Annotated in this window: 17 protein-coding genes; 8 read left to right on the forward strand and 9 right to left on the reverse strand. The window is 68.9% G+C overall.

What is annotated here, in order from left to right; all coding sequences use genetic code 11:
• Positions 1 to 5: 5 nt before the first annotated feature.
• The 5 genes from RF701_RS12790 to lgt form a co-directional block, all read right to left on the reverse strand.
• Complete coding sequence (locus RF701_RS12790; protein ID WP_203308785.1) at positions 6 to 1,319, reverse strand: cystathionine gamma-synthase family protein; 1,314 nt, start codon at positions 1,317 to 1,319, stop codon at positions 6 to 8.
• A gap of 105 nt (positions 1,320 to 1,424) precedes the next feature.
• On the reverse strand, positions 1,425 to 2,201 hold the full coding sequence (gene pgeF, locus RF701_RS12795; RefSeq protein ID WP_308815173.1) for a peptidoglycan editing factor PgeF: 777 nt from the start codon (positions 2,199 to 2,201) through the stop codon (positions 1,425 to 1,427).
• Positions 2,198 to 2,707 carry a GNAT family N-acetyltransferase gene (locus RF701_RS12800; protein WP_308815174.1) on the reverse strand — a complete coding sequence of 170 codons (510 nt, stop codon included), beginning with the start codon at positions 2,705 to 2,707 and terminating at the stop codon, positions 2,198 to 2,200. The genes pgeF and RF701_RS12800 overlap by 4 nt, the downstream gene beginning before the upstream one ends.
• A complete protein-coding gene (locus RF701_RS12805) occupies positions 2,704 to 3,690 on the reverse strand; it encodes a class I SAM-dependent methyltransferase (RefSeq protein ID WP_246848108.1) in 987 nt (328 codons plus the stop codon). The genes RF701_RS12800 and RF701_RS12805 overlap by 4 nt, the downstream gene beginning before the upstream one ends.
• Positions 3,691 to 3,896: 206 nt before the next feature.
• On the reverse strand, positions 3,897 to 4,790 hold the full coding sequence (gene lgt, locus RF701_RS12810) for a prolipoprotein diacylglyceryl transferase (protein WP_308815175.1): 894 nt from the start codon (positions 4,788 to 4,790) through the stop codon (positions 3,897 to 3,899).
• Between the two features lie 66 nt (positions 4,791 to 4,856).
• On the opposite strand from lgt, the gene RF701_RS12815 reads away from it, so the two are divergent.
• Positions 4,857 to 6,554 (forward strand): class I adenylate-forming enzyme family protein, encoded by a 1,698-nt coding sequence (locus RF701_RS12815; protein WP_308815176.1) that lies wholly within the window; start codon positions 4,857 to 4,859, stop codon positions 6,552 to 6,554.
• 17 nt (positions 6,555 to 6,571) lie between these two features.
• On the opposite strand, the gene RF701_RS12820 is transcribed toward RF701_RS12815, so the two are convergent.
• Complete coding sequence (locus RF701_RS12820) at positions 6,572 to 6,763, reverse strand: hypothetical protein (RefSeq protein ID WP_210357179.1); 192 nt, start codon at positions 6,761 to 6,763, stop codon at positions 6,572 to 6,574.
• A 260-nt stretch (positions 6,764 to 7,023) separates the two neighbouring features.
• Between RF701_RS12820 and RF701_RS12825 the strand changes: the two genes are divergently transcribed.
• From RF701_RS12825 to phbB, 3 genes are all read left to right on the forward strand, one after another.
• Positions 7,024 to 9,228: a molybdopterin cofactor-binding domain-containing protein gene (locus tag RF701_RS12825; RefSeq protein WP_308815177.1), complete on the forward strand. Its 2,205-nt coding sequence runs from the start codon at positions 7,024 to 7,026 to the stop codon at positions 9,226 to 9,228.
• 42 nt (positions 9,229 to 9,270) lie between these two features.
• Positions 9,271 to 10,269 (forward strand): ferrochelatase, encoded by a 999-nt coding sequence (gene hemH / locus RF701_RS12830; protein ID WP_308815178.1) that lies wholly within the window; start codon positions 9,271 to 9,273, stop codon positions 10,267 to 10,269.
• 112 nt (positions 10,270 to 10,381) lie between these two features.
• The gene (gene phbB, locus RF701_RS12835) at positions 10,382 to 11,104 is read left to right on the forward strand and encodes an acetoacetyl-CoA reductase (protein WP_308815669.1); all 723 of its coding nucleotides are present in this window, start codon (positions 10,382 to 10,384) and stop codon (positions 11,102 to 11,104) included.
• Between the two features lie 150 nt (positions 11,105 to 11,254).
• On the opposite strand, the gene RF701_RS12840 is transcribed toward phbB, so the two are convergent.
• A complete protein-coding gene (locus RF701_RS12840; protein ID WP_203308776.1) occupies positions 11,255 to 11,617 on the reverse strand; it encodes a glycine zipper 2TM domain-containing protein in 363 nt (120 codons plus the stop codon).
• A 167-nt stretch (positions 11,618 to 11,784) separates the two neighbouring features.
• Between RF701_RS12840 and RF701_RS12845 the strand changes: the two genes are divergently transcribed.
• Positions 11,785 to 12,810: an esterase-like activity of phytase family protein gene (locus tag RF701_RS12845; protein WP_308815179.1), complete on the forward strand. Its 1,026-nt coding sequence runs from the start codon at positions 11,785 to 11,787 to the stop codon at positions 12,808 to 12,810.
• A 127-nt stretch (positions 12,811 to 12,937) separates the two neighbouring features.
• Here the strand turns inward: RF701_RS12845 and rpmB are convergent, their stop codons facing one another.
• On the reverse strand, positions 12,938 to 13,237 hold the full coding sequence (gene rpmB, locus RF701_RS12850) for a 50S ribosomal protein L28 (RefSeq protein WP_203308775.1): 300 nt from the start codon (positions 13,235 to 13,237) through the stop codon (positions 12,938 to 12,940).
• A 170-nt stretch (positions 13,238 to 13,407) separates the two neighbouring features.
• Here rpmB and RF701_RS12855 point away from each other — a divergent pair, with 170 nt between their 5' ends.
• Both RF701_RS12855 and RF701_RS12860 read left to right on the forward strand, forming a co-directional pair.
• Positions 13,408 to 13,617 carry a hypothetical protein gene (locus RF701_RS12855; protein WP_203308774.1) on the forward strand — a complete coding sequence of 70 codons (210 nt, stop codon included), beginning with the start codon at positions 13,408 to 13,410 and terminating at the stop codon, positions 13,615 to 13,617.
• 76 nt (positions 13,618 to 13,693) lie between these two features.
• A complete protein-coding gene (locus tag RF701_RS12860) occupies positions 13,694 to 14,122 on the forward strand; it encodes a nucleoside deaminase (RefSeq protein ID WP_308815670.1) in 429 nt (142 codons plus the stop codon).
• Positions 14,123 to 14,157: 35 nt separating this feature from the next.
• Here RF701_RS12860 and RF701_RS12865 read toward each other — a convergent pair whose 3' ends face one another.
• Entirely contained in the window at positions 14,158 to 14,832 is a 675-nt protein-coding gene (locus RF701_RS12865; RefSeq protein WP_308815180.1) for an OmpA family protein, read from the reverse strand.
• Between the two features lie 156 nt (positions 14,833 to 14,988).
• Between RF701_RS12865 and RF701_RS12870 the strand changes: the two genes are divergently transcribed.
• Positions 14,989 to 16,290, forward strand: coding sequence for a hemolysin family protein (locus tag RF701_RS12870; RefSeq protein ID WP_308815181.1), 1,302 nt, complete (start codon positions 14,989 to 14,991; stop codon positions 16,288 to 16,290).
• The last annotated feature ends 9 nt before the right edge of the window (positions 16,291 to 16,299 follow it).

Raw genomic sequence — 16,299 nt, forward strand, 5'->3', positions numbered from 1 at the left:
GCGGATCAGATCGCCGCGAGCGCCTGGTCGAAATCGGCGATCAGATCGTCCGCGTCCTCGACGCCGATCGAGATGCGCACCAGATTGTCGGTGATGCCGAGCGCCTTCTTGCGTGCCTCGGGCACCGACAGGTGCGTCATCGCCGCCGGATGGCTCGCCAGCGTCTCCGTACCGCCCAGGCTGACCGCCAGCTTGGCGATCTTCAGCGCGTCGAGGAAGCGGAACGCTTCCGCCTCGCCGCCCTTGACCAGCAGCGAGAAGGTCGACCCCGCGCCCGTGCAATGGCGATCATAGATGTCCTTCTGCCGCGCATCGTCGATGAAGCCCAGATAGCCCATGCTCTCCACCTTGGGATGCTCGCGCAGGAAGGCGCAGACCTTGGCGGCATTCTCGCCCGCCCGGCTCATCCGCAGTTCCAGCGTCTCGAGGCTGCGCAGCAGCATCCAGGCGGTGTTGGGGTCGCAGATCGTGCCGATCGTGTTGCGCATCGCGCGGATCGTGTTGATGTGCTCCTTCGTGCCCAGCACCCCGCCGGCGACGAGGTCGGAATGGCCGCCGGCATATTTGGTCAGGCTGTAGACGACGATGTCCGCGCCATGCTGCAGCGGCTTCGACCAGAGCGGGCCGAGGAAGGTGTTGTCGATCGCGATCGGCGGCTTGGACGGGCTGTTCGCGAAGATAGCGTCGCGGCTCGCGCGCACCGCCTCGACGTCGACCAGGGCGTTCGTCGGGTTGGCCGGGCTTTCCAGATAGATGAGCGCGACGTTGCCGCTCGCCGCCTTGGACAGCACCGCGTCGATCTCCGCGCGGGTCGCACCGGCGGGGAAATCGAGCCAGTGGACGCCGAAGCGGCCGAGGATGCGCGCGATCAGCGTCTCGGTCGCCGCGTAGAGCGGACCCGAATGGACGATCGTATCGCCGGGCTTGACCATCGACAGGAACAGCGTCGCGATCGCCGACATGCCGCTGGAAAAGGCGAGCGCGTCCTCCGCCTCCTCCCACACCGACAGGCGATCCTCGAGGATTTCCTGGTTGGGGCCGTTGAAGCGCGAATAGACGAGGCCCTCAGCGCCGCCCGGCCGCTTGCCCGTCACGCCCTCGAAATGGCGCTTGCCCGCGGCGGCGTTGGGGAAGACGAAGGTCGAGGTGAGGAAGATCGGCGGCTTCAGCGATCCCTCCGACAGGGCCGGGTCGAAGCCATGACCCATCATCAGCGTCGACGGCTTCAGCTTGCGGCCGGCGATCGTCTTGGGCGTGCTCGTGCCGGTGTCGGGTGCGGGAACGCCGGTCAGTTCGGCTTCGGTCTCGCGGTCGGGCATCGTGGTCTCCTGGTTATGCGCTGGGCATAGCGCCGGATCGTAACCGGGGATACCAGTTTGCGGCTGACGCGCAGATGGGCACGACGGCCGGCATCCTGCGGCGTCTCAGTGCGCCAAGCCTATCAGGCTGATCTGCCGCCCGTAATCCGCCTCGCGCCGATGGGTCGCCCGGCGATAGCTGAAGAATCGGTCCGCGTCGGCATAGGTGTCGAGTCCCAGCGCCGTGACCCGCGCGATGCCCGCGGCAGCGAGCCGATGCGCGACATAGGCTTCGAGATCAAACTGGAAATGGCCCGCGCGGCCGTCGGCGAAGAAGCGCTCGTTCGCGGGATCGGCGGCCGCGAACCGTCCCACGAAGCCGCCGTCGACCTCGTAGCTCGCACGCGCAATGCACGGTCCGATCGCCGCGACGATGCGCGACCGGGCCGCGCCCAGCGCCTCCATCGCCGCCAGCGTCGCGTCGGTGACCCCCGCCAGCGCGCCCTTCCATCCGGCATGCGCCGCGCCGACGACGCCGGCCTCTGCATCCGCGAACAGCACGGGCGCGCAATCGGCGGTAAGGATGCCGAGCAGCAGGCCGGGCCGGTCGGTGACGAGCGCGTCGGCGTGCGGCCGCGCGTCATCGGTCCAGGGCGTCGCGACCGTCACGACATCGGCCGAGTGGATCTGATACGGGGTGACGAGCGCGGCATCGGGCAGAATAGCCGTGGCCGCGCGCCGCCGGTTCTCCGCGACCGCCGCGGGATCGTCCGCCGAACCGAGGCCGACGTTCAGCCCCGCCACGAGCCCGTGCGACACGCCACCGCGCCGGCCGAGGAAGCCGTGTGGCAGACTGCCGAACGCGCCCGCGCGGATTACCTCCGGACGTGCGTCGAGGGTCATAGGGCAAGTCGCATCAGATCGTCCTCGTCGCGGTGATTGCCGACCATGAAGTCGTAGCGCCCGATCCGCTCGAAGCCGTAGCGTTCATAGAAGCGACGCGCGCGATGGTTGTCGACATAGACGGACAGGAACAGTTCGCCCGCGCCCCGCTGCCGCGCGGTGGCGATCACCCAGTCCATCATCGCCTGCGCCAAACCGCTGCCATGCTGGTCGGCGGCGAGATACAGCTGCCGCAGCTCGATCATCGGCCCGGCCGGCTCGACCGGCAGCGATCGGGGACCGAGCTTGGCGAAGCCGACCAGCCTGTCGCCTTCGCGGGCGAGCAGGAACGCGAAATCGGGGTCGGCGATCTCGGCGCGCCAGCGATCCAGCGTCAGCCCGTCGAGGAAGGTCGCCAGATCCTCCGGCGCATAGAGATGACCGAACGTCGCCGTGAAGCTCTCGCGCATCAGCGTCGCGATCGCCGGCGCGTCGCGCTCGGTCGCGGGGCGCAGCGTCGCGGTCATGCGCCGAACCCCGCGGGGGCCGGCCAGTCGCGATGCGTCAGCGCCAGCGCGCGGAACAGTTCGCCCATATCCGCCATCAATCGGTTGCGATCGGCCAGCAGCTGCGTCTCGCGATCCGGCGCGGCGCGGATCAGCGCCGTGGTCCGCGCGTCGATCCCGAGCTGGCCGAGCAGGTCGCGCTGGCTGATCGGTCCCCAGGCGACCGCACCCGCGCCCTGCGCCGCCGCGGCGAGCGTGGCGAAGTCGACATGTGCGGACAGGTCCACCTCGCCAGGCGTCTCGAACGGGTTGGCGAAGCCATGGCCGCGCACCGCCTGCAGCGTGTTGCCGAGCGCGGGGCCCTCATAGCCATAGTCGACCGCGAGCAGCCCTCCGCCCTGGCTCGCGATCCGCGACGCGAGCGCGCGCATCACCGCGACGCCGGCCGGCGACGTTTCCAGGATCGATCCCGCCGGCGCGTCGCGCAGCGGGTCCGGCAGGACGTCTGCGGGCACCGGCTTGCCTGCGATGGGCAGGAACAATGTGTCCTGGCATGCGACCAGCCGCTCGTGCCAGCCGTCGGACCGGCGGATCAGCTGGCGGATCGGCAGCGCGTCGAAGAATTCGTTGGCGACCATGATCAGCGCGACGTCCGCCGGCAGCGTGTCGACGCCGTCGTGCCATGTCGCATCGGGCACCCGCTCCGCCTGGGCGGCGCGCAGTGTCGGGCTGGTCTCGATGAAATGCACGGGCAGGGAAAGGCCCGCCTTCGCCATCGCCCGGCGCGCATCGGCAGCCAGCGTACCGCGCCCGGGCCCGAGCTCGACCCAGGCGACGTCGGGGCGTCCCGCGCGGTCCCACAGGTCGGCGCACCACAGGCCGATCAGCTCGCCGAACATCTGGCTGATCTCGGGTGCGGTGACGAAATCGCCGCCCGCGCCGAGCGGATCGCGCGTCGCATAATAATGCGCATTGGCGGCGGCCATGAACTGCGACACCGGCATCGGGCCGGCAAGGGTGATCGCACGGGCGAGTCGGTCGGGCAGGGGCCCGTCGCCGGGGGCAGGGTCGGGGGATTGCGTCACGACGGCGGAGATGCAGGCGCGGGCAGGCGTGTGCAAGCCCGATGTGGCATTGCGGATGCCGTCCATTCGATTGCCGTCCTCCCCGCAAGGCGGGGAAGACGGGCGTCAGGTGCGGGGGCGCGCCGTTACGCCACGCTCTCCGTGCCCCAGGTCGGCTCCACGCGCACGCGGCGCTTGGGCGCGGTGAGGATGAGGTAAAGGCCGCCCGCGATCATCGGCACGCACAGCCATTGGCCCATGTGGATGCCCGTCGCCTCGATGAACGTGCCGCGGAATTGCGCATCGGGTTCGCGGAAGAATTCGACGATGAATCGCGCGATGCCGTAGCCCAGCACGAACAGGCCGACGAGCCGGCCCGGCTGGTAGCGCGCCTTCGTCTTCCAGAAGGCGAACCAGAGGATGGCGAAGAGCAATATGCCCTCCAGCCCCGCCTCGTAGAGCTGGCTGGGGTGGCGCGCCGGCTCGGGTACGCCATAGGGAACGGTGCGGTCGAAGACGATCGCCCAGGGCACGTTGGCGGGCTTGCCCCACAATTCCCCGTTCACGAAATTGGCGAGCCGGCCGAAGAAGAGGCCGAAGGGCACGCAGCAGGCGATATAGTCGTGGACGCGCAGCCAGTTCAGCCCGTGCTTGCGGGCGAACAGGATCAGCCCGATCGACGTGCCGATCACCCCGCCGTGGAAGCTCATGCCGCCGTCCCACAGCCTGAGGATGCGGATCGGGTGCAGGATCATCTCCGGCGCGTAGAACAGCACATAGCCGATACGTCCGCCCAGGATGATGCCCAGCGTCGCGTAGAAGACCAGATCGTCGGCGTGGCGCCGCGCCATCGGCGCGCCCGGCGCGGCGATCAGTCGCAGCAGATACCACCAGCCGACGAGGATGCCGGTGATATAGGCCAGGCTGTACCAGCGCAGCGTGAAGAAGCCGATCGAGAAGATGTCGGGGTGCAACCCCAGGTCGTCGAAGCGGATATGACCGGTCGCGGGTGCGACGGCGGCGAGGATAGGCAGGATCACGGGCTTCCCCCAGGGATGAGCCGCCTGCATAGTGGGGCAAAGGCACAAGACCAAGCGGAGAGGTGTATGCGTACCGAACTCGACCAGCGCATGGACGCGACGATGGCGGCGTTGACGGCACCGGGCGGGATGCTCGCCCTCGACCATGTCCGCAAATTCGGGCGCGAGCTACCCGTCATCGCCGCCGCCCCGCCGACGCTGCCGCTCTATTTCGCGCATTATTGCGCCGAGCACGCCGACAAGCCCCTGATCGTCGCGGGCACGGAGCGGCTGAGCTTCGCCGAGACCCATGCCGCCGCGACCCGCGTCGCCCGTGCGCTCGTCGCCGGCTATGGCATCGCCAAGGGCGACCGGGTCGGAATCGCGATGCGCAACTCGCCGTCGTGGATCGTGCTCTACATGGGCATCCTCATGGCGGGCGGCGTGGCGACGCTGCTCAACGGCTGGTGGCAGACGGAGGAGCTCGCGGCGGCGATCGCCGACGTCGATTGCGCCCTCGTCTTTGCCGACGGGCCGCGCGCGCAGCGACTGCTCGCCGCCAGGGGCGTCAGGCCGCCCGTCGTGACGATCGAGGACACGCTGCCGCTTGCCGACGCGCTCGCCCCGGTGATCGCGCGCGACGCGGCCGAGGCGACGCTTCCCGCGATCGGCGCGGAGGACGATGCGACGATCCTGTTCACGTCCGGGTCGACCGGCAAGTCGAAGGGCGCGGTGTCGGATCACCGCGCGGTGGTACAGGGCACCTTCAGTTTCCTCGCACAGGCGCTGATGATGCTGAGCCTCGCCACGGCCGACGGCAATCCGCCCACGCTGCCGCACGCGACGCTGCTGACGTTGCCGCTGTTCCACGTCACCGCGCAGGTCGCGGTGCTGCTGCAGAGCTTCGCGATCGGGCGCAAGCTGGTGCTGATGCCCAAATGGGACGCACGCGAGGCGATGCGGCTGATCGAGGCGGAACGGGTGACCTATTTCGTCGGCGTGCCGTTGATGAGCTTCGAGATGCTGACGCATCCCGATCGCGCGCAGTTCGACCTCAGCAGCGTCACCGATTTCGCCGCCGGCGGCGCACCGCGTCCCGAAGAGCATGTCCGGCGGATCCAGGCGGAAATGGGCGGCGGCGCGCCACTGATCGGCTATGGCCTGACGGAGACGAACGCGGTCGGCGCGGGCAATTGGCGCAGTAACTATCTCGCGAAGCCCGCGAGCACCGGTCGCGCGTCGGCGCCGCTGGTCGAGATCGCGATCCTCGACGAGGCCGGCGCGCCGATGGAGCAGGGCGCGCGCGGCGAGATCGCGATCCGCTCGATCTGCAACTTCCGCGGCTATTGGAACAATGCGGAGGCGACCGCCGCCTGCATCACCGCCGACGGTTTCTTCCGCACCGGAGACATCGGCTACCTCGACGCCGACGGCTATCTGTTCATCGTCGACCGCGCCAAGGACATCGTCATCCGCGGTGGCGAGAACATATCGTGCCAGGAGGTGGAGGCCGCGCTCTACGCACATCCGGCGGTCGCGGAGGCCGCGGTCTTCGGCCTCGCGGACGAACGCTATGGCGAAGTGCCCGGCGCGGTCGTTCATCTGCGTGACGGCGAAGGGGTGGACGAAGCGGTGCTGAAGGCCTTCCTCGCGGAGCATATCGCCGCATTCAAGATCCCCGCGCGGCTCTGGTTCAGCGCCGTCGCCCTGCCGCGGCTGGGGACGGAAAAGATCGACAAGGTCAGCCTGCGCAACACATATCGCGCGCTTGCGGCGGCGGGGTGAGCAAGGGCGCTTGGGCTTCAGGATCTCGCGGCAGGCAGGTCGATCTTCACCGCGTGAGTCTGGACTGGCGTGGTAAGGAAGACGATTGCGCTGAGCAGGCCGACGATGCCCCAGCCGTATCGTTGCGCGCGCAGGTCCGCGATCGCTTTGACGATACAATAGACGCCAGCGATCAGCGCGGCGATGCTCCACAGGGCGTATGTCGGCATGCCATAATAATATCTTCCGGTGTTTATTGAGCAATCGAGCTCTGCGACCCTCTGGAGCCCGAGGAGATGTGATCCTGGCAGGCTGAGGCTGGGATAAAACATTCCGGAAATGTCGGCGCCCTTCGTCCGGTGCAATGGAAGCATCGTGCTACGTCTGGGTGTTGCCGGAGACAGCGGTTTGCCATTGTGCGGAGACGCAACTGAAAGACGTGCGGCAGGGCGCCTTCCCCTGCCCCGATCGTGCCGATAAAGCCGCCGTCATGGCACGGATCAGCAGGCGCGGGGTGATCGTCGGGGGCGGGGCCGGGGTCGGCCTCGTCGTCGCCTGGGCCCTGTGGCCGCGCCGCTATCGGCCGAACCTCGCCGCCGCGCCGGGCGAGACCGGGTTCGGCGCGTGGCTGAAGATCGGCGAGGACGGCCACGTTACCGTCGCGGTGCCGCAGCTGGAGCACGGCCAGGGCAGCTGGACCGCCCTGGCGCAGGTGGTCGCCGACGAATTAGGGGCGGATTGGCGCACGGTCGGCATCGAGCCGGCCCCGCTCAATCCTCTCTATGCCAATCCGGTCGCGCTCGATTCGCTCTTCGAGGGCCAGTTCGATCGCGTGCCCGAGGTCATGCGCCGGGCACTCGCCGCGCGGGCGACGCTGATGCTGACCGCGGCGTCTTCCTCGGTCCGGATGTTCGAGGACGGATGCCGCCAGGCCGGGGCGGCAGCCCGCGCGCTTCTCTGCATGGCGGCGGCAAGGAAGTGGGACGTGCCGTGGAGCGCCTGCACCGTCGCCGGCGGCTTCGTCGTCCATGGCGACAAGAGGCTGCGGTTCGCGGAACTGGCGGCGACGGCGGCTGGGTTCACCCCACCCGATCCGCTGCCGCTCGGCATGCAGGGTGCCGGCAAACTCACCGGACGGGCGGTGCCGCGGCTCGATGCTCCGGCGAAGGTCGACGGCTCCGCGACCTTCGCAGGCGATATCCGCCTCCCGGACATGGTGCATGCCGCGATCCGCCAGGGGCCGATCGGCGACAGCCGCCTGACGACGGTCGATCGCGCCGCGGCGGACCGAATCCGCGGGGTGCTGTCGATCGTCGAGACCCCGCGCTGGGTCGCGGCGGTCGCGACGACCTGGTGGGCCGCGGAACGCGCGCTCGATGCGATGCGACCGCGTTTCGCGACCCAGGAGCCGGTCGTCGACGATGCCGCCATCGCCGCAGCGCTCGACGGCGCGCTTGCCGACAGGGGACACCGGTTGGGTGCGATCGGCACCATCGGGCAGCTGCTCGACGGCGGCGGTGTCATCGAGGCCGACTATGCGGTCGATCTGGGGCTTCACGCCGCGCTCGAGACGCCGAGCGCCACCGCCGCCTATCGTGACGGTCGGCTCGAGATATGGATGCCGACGGGCGCGCCCGCGGTGACGCGCGCCGCCGCGGCGAAGGCGGCTGGCCTCGCGGAGGGGGAGGTCGTCGTCCATCCGGTTTTGGGCGGTGGCCCGTCGGCCATGACGCTGGGGGCGCTCGTGGCGGAGCAGGCGGCCATTCTCGCCGTGCGGCTGAAGCGCCCCGTATGCCTCGCCTGGTCGCGGGGCGAAGACATCGCGCACGATCGCTATCGCCCGCCGGCCCGGGGACATATGCGGGCGCGGCTCGCCGGCAACGGTGGCATCGCGGCTTGGCAGGCGAAGGTCGCTGCGCCCGCCACCGGCCGCGCGCTTGCCGCGCGCCTGCTGCCCGCGGGGTTCGTCGCGACCGCCGGCGGCCTCGGCACGGCGGACCGCTATGCGGTGGCGGGGGCGCTGCCGCCGTATCGCATCGCCGCCGTGGCGATCGACCATCATCCGGCGGATGTCGCCGTGCCGACCGGCCATGTCCGCGGCGGCGCGCATGGCGCGAACTGCTTCTTCACCGAAAGCTTCGTCGACGAACTCGCGCGCGCGGCCAACAGTGAACCGCTGTCCTACCGGATCGGCATGCTGGGCGGTGATGCCCGCCTCGCGCGCTGCCTTTCGACCGTCGCCTCGCTGGGCGGCTGGGACGGCGGCGGGCCAGGCAGCGGGCAGGGCATCGCCGCCCACGCCTTTCGCGGCAGCTTCGTCGCGGTCCTGGCCGAGGCCGAGCTGGAGAACGGGAGCGTCAGGGTCGGCCGGCTGGTCGCGGCGGTCGATTGCGGGCGGATGGTCAACCCCGATCTGGTGCTGCAGGCGATCGAAGGCGGCCTGATCTATGGCCTGGCGCAGGCACTCGGCGCATCGACGGGAATCGTCGCGGGGCGCGCGACCGCGCGGCGGATCGCTGACCTGTCGCTGCCCCGCCTCGCGGACGCGCCCGACATCAACGTCGAGCTGATCCGTTCCGACGAGGATCCCGGCGGCGTCGCGGAACTTGCGGTGCCGCCCGTCGCGCCCGCGGTCGCCAATGCGCTCTTCTCCGCGACCGGCAGGCGTTGGCGCCGCCTGCCGCTGCGGCCATGACGCTGGATCAACGCCGCGCGCGGTGCGTATAACCGGCGCATCATGACTCCGCCCGTCGACCATCCCGCCATTCCGCCGCGCAAGGTCGGCGTATTGCTCGTCAATCTCGGTACGCCGGATGCGCCGGATCCCGCGTCGGTAAGACGGTATCTGGCGGAGTTCCTGTCGGACCGGCGCGTCGTCGAGATCCCGCAACTCGTCTGGCAGCCGATCCTGCGCGGCGCGGTGCTGACGACGCGGCCGAAGAAGAGCGCGCATGCCTATGGCCTCGTCTGGCGCGAGGACGGCTCGCCGCTCGCCGCGATCACGCGCGCACAGGCGGCGAGGCTCGCCGACGCGTTCGGGCCGAACGTGATCGTCGATTGGGCCATGCGCTATGGCAATCCCGCAATCGCGGACCGTCTCGCCGCGCTGAAGGCCCAGGGCTGCGAGCGTATCCTGATCGCGCCGCTCTATCCCCAATATTGTGCCGCGACGACCGCGACCGCGAACGACAAGGCGTTCGCCGCGCTCGCCGCCATGCGGTGGCAACCCGCGATACGGACCCTGCCGCCCTATTTCGACGATCCCGCCTATATCGACGCGCTCAAGGCGTCGGTGGAAACGCAGCTGGAGGGTCTCGACTTCGCGCCCGACGCCCTGCTCGTCAGTTTCCACGGCATGCCGCAGCGGACGCTGGAGCTGGGCGACCCCTATCACTGTCACTGCCAGAAGACCGCGCGGTTACTCGGCGAGGCTTTGGGGCGCGAGGTGATCGTCGCCTTCCAGTCGCGGTTCGGGCGTGCCAAGTGGCTGGGGCCCGCGACCGACACGGTGCTCGAAGGGCTGCCGGCCAAGGGGGTCCGCAAGGTCGCGATCGTCGCGCCGGGCTTTTCCGCGGATTGCATCGAAACGCTGGAGGAGCTGGCGATCCGCGGCCGCGAAAGCTTCGAGGGCGGCGGCGGCACGCATTTCGCCTATCTGTCCTGTCTCAACGACAGTGCGGTCGGGCTCGCGATGCTGCAGGCGCTGATCGCGCGCGAGTTGCTGGGTTGGGCCTGAGGCAGGACGTCAAGTATCTTCTCGCGCGCGCAAAGTGGTGCGTGCGCCATTGCCAGTTTTCCGCGGGAGCCGTAGCGTCCGATCCGGAATTTCCATCAGGAGAGGCATGCATATGGCACGGGTGGCGATCGTCACGGGCGGAACGCGCGGGATCGGCGAGGCGATCAGCCTTGCCCTGAAGGAGGCCGGCGTCACGGTCATCGCCAATTATGCCGGCAACGACGAACGGGCGAACGCGTTCAGCGAACGCACCGGAATCAGGGCGTACAAGTGGGATGTCGCCGATTACGATGCCTGCCAGGACGGCTGTGCCCGCGTGGCGGTCGAGGTCGGGCCGGTCGACATCGTGGTCAACAATGCCGGCATCACCCGCGACGGCACGATCCTGAAGATGGACCATCAGGCGTGGAAAGCGGTGATCGACACCAATTTGGGCGGTTGCTTCAACATGGCCAAGGCGGTGTTCCCCGGCATGCGCGACCGTAAATGGGGCCGGATCGTCAATATCGGTTCGATCAACGGCCAGGCCGGCCAATATGGCCAGGTCAATTACGCCGCCGCCAAGTCCGGCATCCACGGTTTCACCAAGGCGCTGGCACAGGAGGGCGCGCGCTTCGGCGTCACGGTCAACGCGATCGCGCCGGGCTATATCGATACGGACATGGTCGCGGCGGTGCCGGGCGACGTGCTGGAAAAGATCGTCGCGCGCATTCCCGTCGGTCGCTTGGGCCAGGCCAGCGAGATCGCGCGCGGCGTCTCCTTCCTGTGCTCCGACGAGGCGGGGTTCGTGACCGGATCGACGCTCAGCATCAACGGCGGACAACACATGTACTGACGATCGGCGGGGCCGCCCTTGCCGGCTTCGTGCCGGGAGTGCGTCTCACGACCGCCCTGCGGATTGCCGTAAGCCGGAACGCGAAAGGGCCGGCTTCCCGTCGGAAGCCGGCCCATCCCGATACGCTACGCGGGACCTTTTGACGGCGCCTCAGCGGCAGTAGCCGGGCCGGTCCGAACGCTCGACCGCGCGACCGGCGAGGGCGCCCGCACCGGCACCGAGCACCGTGCCGAGCGTGCGGTCGCCGCGCGTGTCGATCGTGCGGCCGAGCAGGCCACCCGCGATCGCGCCGACGATCGTGCCCGTCGTGCCGCTGTTGCAGCGGCGATAGGCGCGGTCGCGATAATAGCCGCGGTCGCCGCGATAGACGCGGTCGCCGCGGCCATAGTCGTAGCCGCCGCGATCGTAATAACCGTTGCCATAATAGCGCTGCGCGGCGGCAGGCGCGGTGGGGACTACGGCACCAGCGGTCATGGTCAGCGCGGCGGCGGCGAGGCTCAGGGTCTTCAGCATGGGTCTTCTCCCGTTGTTCCGTGGCGACGGTGGGAAGCCGGTTCGGCAGCCACGATCCGTCGTCGATGGTGCGCTTTTGCCCGAGTCGCATTGAGCCGAGCCTGAATGCGGCTGTTATTGCGCGTTCAGGCTTCCGCCTCGCCGCCCGGCCCCTATGAGGACAGGTCATGAGGCTGGTTCTGCGTGTTGTGTTCGTCGTCGTCGCGGTGCTGGCGGTGGTTCCCGGATGGACTGGCGAGGCGCGGCTGGCGCTCCTTGGCGATCATCCCCAGCTCGTGGCGACGCGCGTCGCACTCGATCCGCGCGATCCGAACCGGGTCCGCCTGGGCAGCCTGACCTATTTGGGTGGCGTGGAATTGCGCAGCCTCGATCCGGCGTTCGGCGGCTATTCCTCACTTGCCGTCGTCGGTGATCGGTTCACCTTGCTCAGTGACGGCGGCAACGTCGTCACGTTCCGCATGGGCGCGGACTGGCGCCCGCACGCCATCGCGTTTCGCAATCTACCGGCGGGGCCGGGGACCGGCTGGGACAAGCGGGATCGCGATACCGAATCGATGGTGCTCGATCCCGCAACGGGGCGCAGCTGGGTCGGGTATGAGAATTACAATGCGATCTGGCGCTACGCCCCCGGATTCTCTCGCGCTGAGGCGCATGTCGAACCTCTGCGCATGGCCAATTGGCCGGTCAACGGCGGGCCCGAATCACTCGTCCGCCTGCCCGACGGGCGTTTCCTGACGATCAGCGAGACCGGGCACGTGCCCTTCCGGCGTTGGTGGGGCACGCCCAGGGAGCGGCTGGCGACGCGCGATACGCAGCTGTTCGCCGGTGATCCGACGGCGCACGCGCCGGCTTCGACGCTCGCCTATGTGCCGGAAGGACGGTTCGACCCATCGGATGCGACGGCGCTGCCCAATGGCGATCTGATCGTGCTGGAGCGGGATTTCCGCCTGCCCTATCATTTCTACAACCGGATCGCACGGGTCCCGGCGGCGGACATCCGCAAGCGCGCGGTCGCGCGGGGGCGGACGCTCGCCCATCTCGACGCGCCGTTGATCCATGACAATTTCGAAGGCGTGGCGGCGACGCGGGAAGGCGACGCGACGATCCTGTGGCTCGTGTCGGACGACAATCAGTCCGTGCTGCAGCGAACGTTGCTGCTCAAGTTCCGGCTCGATTCGCCCCCGCACGGCTAAGCATATCGCTCATGCGGCTGCCGGTGCTTCGGAATGGGCCGGCATGGCTGTGGTGGACGCACACGCCAACGGCCCGCCGCCCGTGGATAGGGCGGCGGGCCGGAGATCCCATCATCGATGGACCGGCTTAGGCCGCCTGCGCGGCGGTCGACAGCTTCTTGACGATGTCGCGCTTCAGGCGGCGGCAACGCAGCGACAGCTTGTCGTCGCTGGTCTTCACCAGCCAGTTGTCCAGACCGCCGTTGTGCTCGACCGAGCGCAGGCCGTGCGTCGACACGCGCAGGCGCACGCTCTTCTCGAGCGCGTCCGAGATCAGCGTGACGTTCTGCAGGTTGGGCAGGAAAGTCCGCTTGGTCTTGTTGTTGGCGTGGGAAACGTTGTGACCCACCTGCCGGCCCTTGCCGGTCAGCTCGCAAATGCGCGACATCGCTTTGATCCTGAATTTCGCCTTGGGTTCCGGTTGCCCGGAAAGTCGGCGCTGGTAACCGGTGACGGACGATCCGTCAACCTCGGACCGGCAACTTGGAGCGCGATGCAACCGCGTCCCGACGGACTCGTTGTTACGCCGGTGAATCATTTCAGGGAAGGGGTGCCATCATGCGAACGTTGCTCGTCCTCATCGGAATCGTCGCGCTGATTGCGATCGCGCTGATGTATTTCGGCTTCATCAACATCGACCAGACGCGCCCCGGCGTCGTGCAGGCGCCCGCCTTCAAGGCGGACGTCGCGCGGGTCAGCGTCGGTACCGAGAACAAGACGGTCGCCGTCCCGACGGTCAACGTGGAAAAGCCCGCCAACACCCAGTGAGGGCACGCGCAGGCCGGGGCTTTACCCCGGCCGCGCGGGGCGGCAGACAATGGCAATGTTCCCGCTGCCGCCCCCGATGCGTCGCGCGCTCGATGTCGCGCGGGAGGCCGCCCTGGCGGATGAGGTGCCGGTCGGCGCGACGCTCGTGTGGCGCGGCGAGATCATCGCTGTCGCTGCCAATGCGCCGCGCGCGCTGCACGACCCCACGGCGCATGCGGAGATACGGGTGATCCGGGCGGCCGCCGCGTTGCTCGAGCGGGAGCGGCTGGAGGATGCCGAGCTCTGGGTGACGCTGGAGCCTTGCGCGATGTGTGCCGGCGCGATCGCGCATGCGCGGATCGGACGCGTCTATTATGCGGCCGCGGACCCCAAGGGCGGCGCCGTGGAACATGGCCCCCGCCTGTTCACGCAGTCGACCTGCCACCATCGGCCCGACATCTATGCGGGCATCGGCGAGGGTGAGGCCGCGGCGATGCTGCGGGATTTCTTCGCGGCACGGCGCTGATCCCCCTCCCCGCGGGGAGGGGGGCGACGCCCGCGTCAGCGACGCAGGTCGTTCTCGTTGATCGGCACGATCTTGATTTCGACGCGACGGTTGGCCGCACGGCCGGCTTCGGTCTCGTTCGACGCGACCGGGTTGCTCTCGCCGAACCCGCGCGTACCGATGCGCGCCGGCTGGACGCCGCGGCTGGCGAGATAGTCGGCGACGGCGGTCGCGCGCCGCTCGGACAGCTGCTGGTTGTAGGCGTCGGAGCCGGTCGAATCGGTGAAGCCGTACACGTCGATATAGGTCTGATTGTATTGCGCCAGCGTCTGCGCGACCTGGTCGAGCGTGCGCTGGAACTGCGGCTGTACCGTCGCGCTGTTATAGGCGAAGGTGATTCCCGACGGGATGTTGAGCAGCAGGTTGTCGCCCTCGCGCACCACCTGTACGTCGGTGCCTTGCGTGCGGGCGCGCAGCTCGCGCTCCTGCCGATCCATGTACGCGCCGATGCCCGCGCCGGCGAGACCACCGATGCCCGCGCCGAGGATCTTGGCGGTGCGATCGTTGCGCCCGCCGACAAGGTCACCGAGTACATAGCCGCCCAGCGCGCCGCCGATGCCGCCGATCGCGGTCGGCGACAGGCGTCGCTGGCCCGTTTCCGGATCGGTGGTGCAGGCCGTGGTGGCGACCATTGCGCTCAGCGCGGCGGCGGCAAAAAACTTGTTCTTCATCGTTTCCCTTTCCGAATGCGATGGGGTGGAAACCAAGGTCCGAAGCGGCTTGTTCCGCAGGCGATCTGAACAGGTGCTGATCGACGACCCACCTATGTCGTGTTCATCGAACCGGTTGTCGCGCCCGCGATTGTCGGGCAAAGAGGCACAACGCCGATGGCTCCTCTCCCGCCCTTTCCCTGGATCGACGTCCTCATCATCCTCGCGCTTGTCGCGTTGAACGGGGTGTTCGCGATGAGCGAACTCGCGATCGTCTCGTCGCGCCGCGCGCGGCTGGAGGCGATGGCCCGCACGGGCCGCAAGGGGGCAGGCACCGCGATGGCGCTGGCCGCCGATCCCGGCAAGTTCCTCTCGACCGTGCAGATCGGCATCACGCTGATCGGCATCCTCGCAGGCGCCTATTCCGGGTCCAGCCTGGGCGGCCCCACCGCGGCGCGGCTGCAGGCGATGGGCCTGTCGCAGCACAGCGCGGAGACGCTGGGCTTCGCGCTCGTCATCGGCCTGACCACCTATGCCTCGCTGATCATCGGCGAACTGGTCCCCAAGCAATTCGCGCTGCGCAAGCCGGAAGTCGTCGCGGCGCTGGTCGCGGTGCCGATGCGCTGGATCGCGGTAATCTGCGCGCCGCTCGTCTGGCTGCTCGATTCGTCGAGCGCGCTCGTCTTCCGCGTGATCGGGCTCAATCGCGAATCGGAAGACCAGGTGACGGCGGAGGAGCTGCACCTGATCGTCGCGGAGGCGTCGAAGTCGGGTGTCATCGAGGAGCATGAGCGGACCATCATCTCCGGCGTCGTCCGCCTCGCCGACCGGCCAGTGCGCGAGGTGATGACGCCCCGCACCGAAGTCGACTGGCTCGATGTCCGCGCCAGCGCGGACGAGGTTCGCGACGCGCTGCTCGTCTCGCCGCACAGCCGCATTCCCGTCGCAGAAGGATCGATCGACGCGGTCGTCGGCGTGGTCCAGGCGCGCGACATCGCCGGCGCGCTGCTCCGCGGCGCGCCGCTCGACCTGACGCAGCTGATGCGCAAGGCGCCGGTGGTCATCGACCGTATCGACGCGATGGACGCGCTGATCGAGCTGCGCCGCGCGGAGGTGCCGATGGCGCTGATCCACGACGAATATGGCCATTTCGAAGGGATCGTCACGCCGTCCGATCTGCTAGCCGCGATTGCGGGCGAGTTCGCGTCGGATGCCGATCCGGACGAGGCGCCGTCCGTCGTCGTCCGCGACGACGGTTCGCTGCTGGTCGCGGGCACGATGGCGGCGGATGCATTGGCAGAGCGGCTCGGTATCGATCTGCCAGAGGATCGCGATTATGCCACCGTCGCGGGCCTCGCGCTCGCCGCCTTCCGTCACCTGCCGGGCGAGGGCGAGAGCTTCGAGGAGCAGGGCTGGCGGTTCGAGGTGGTCGACCTCGACGGCCGCCGTATCGACAAGCTGCTGGTCAGCGAGGCGTAGCGCGGGCGC

This window comes from Sphingomonas sp. GV3, assembly GCF_031082075.1.
Classification (GTDB): domain Bacteria; phylum Pseudomonadota; class Alphaproteobacteria; order Sphingomonadales; family Sphingomonadaceae; genus Sphingomonas; species Sphingomonas beigongshangi.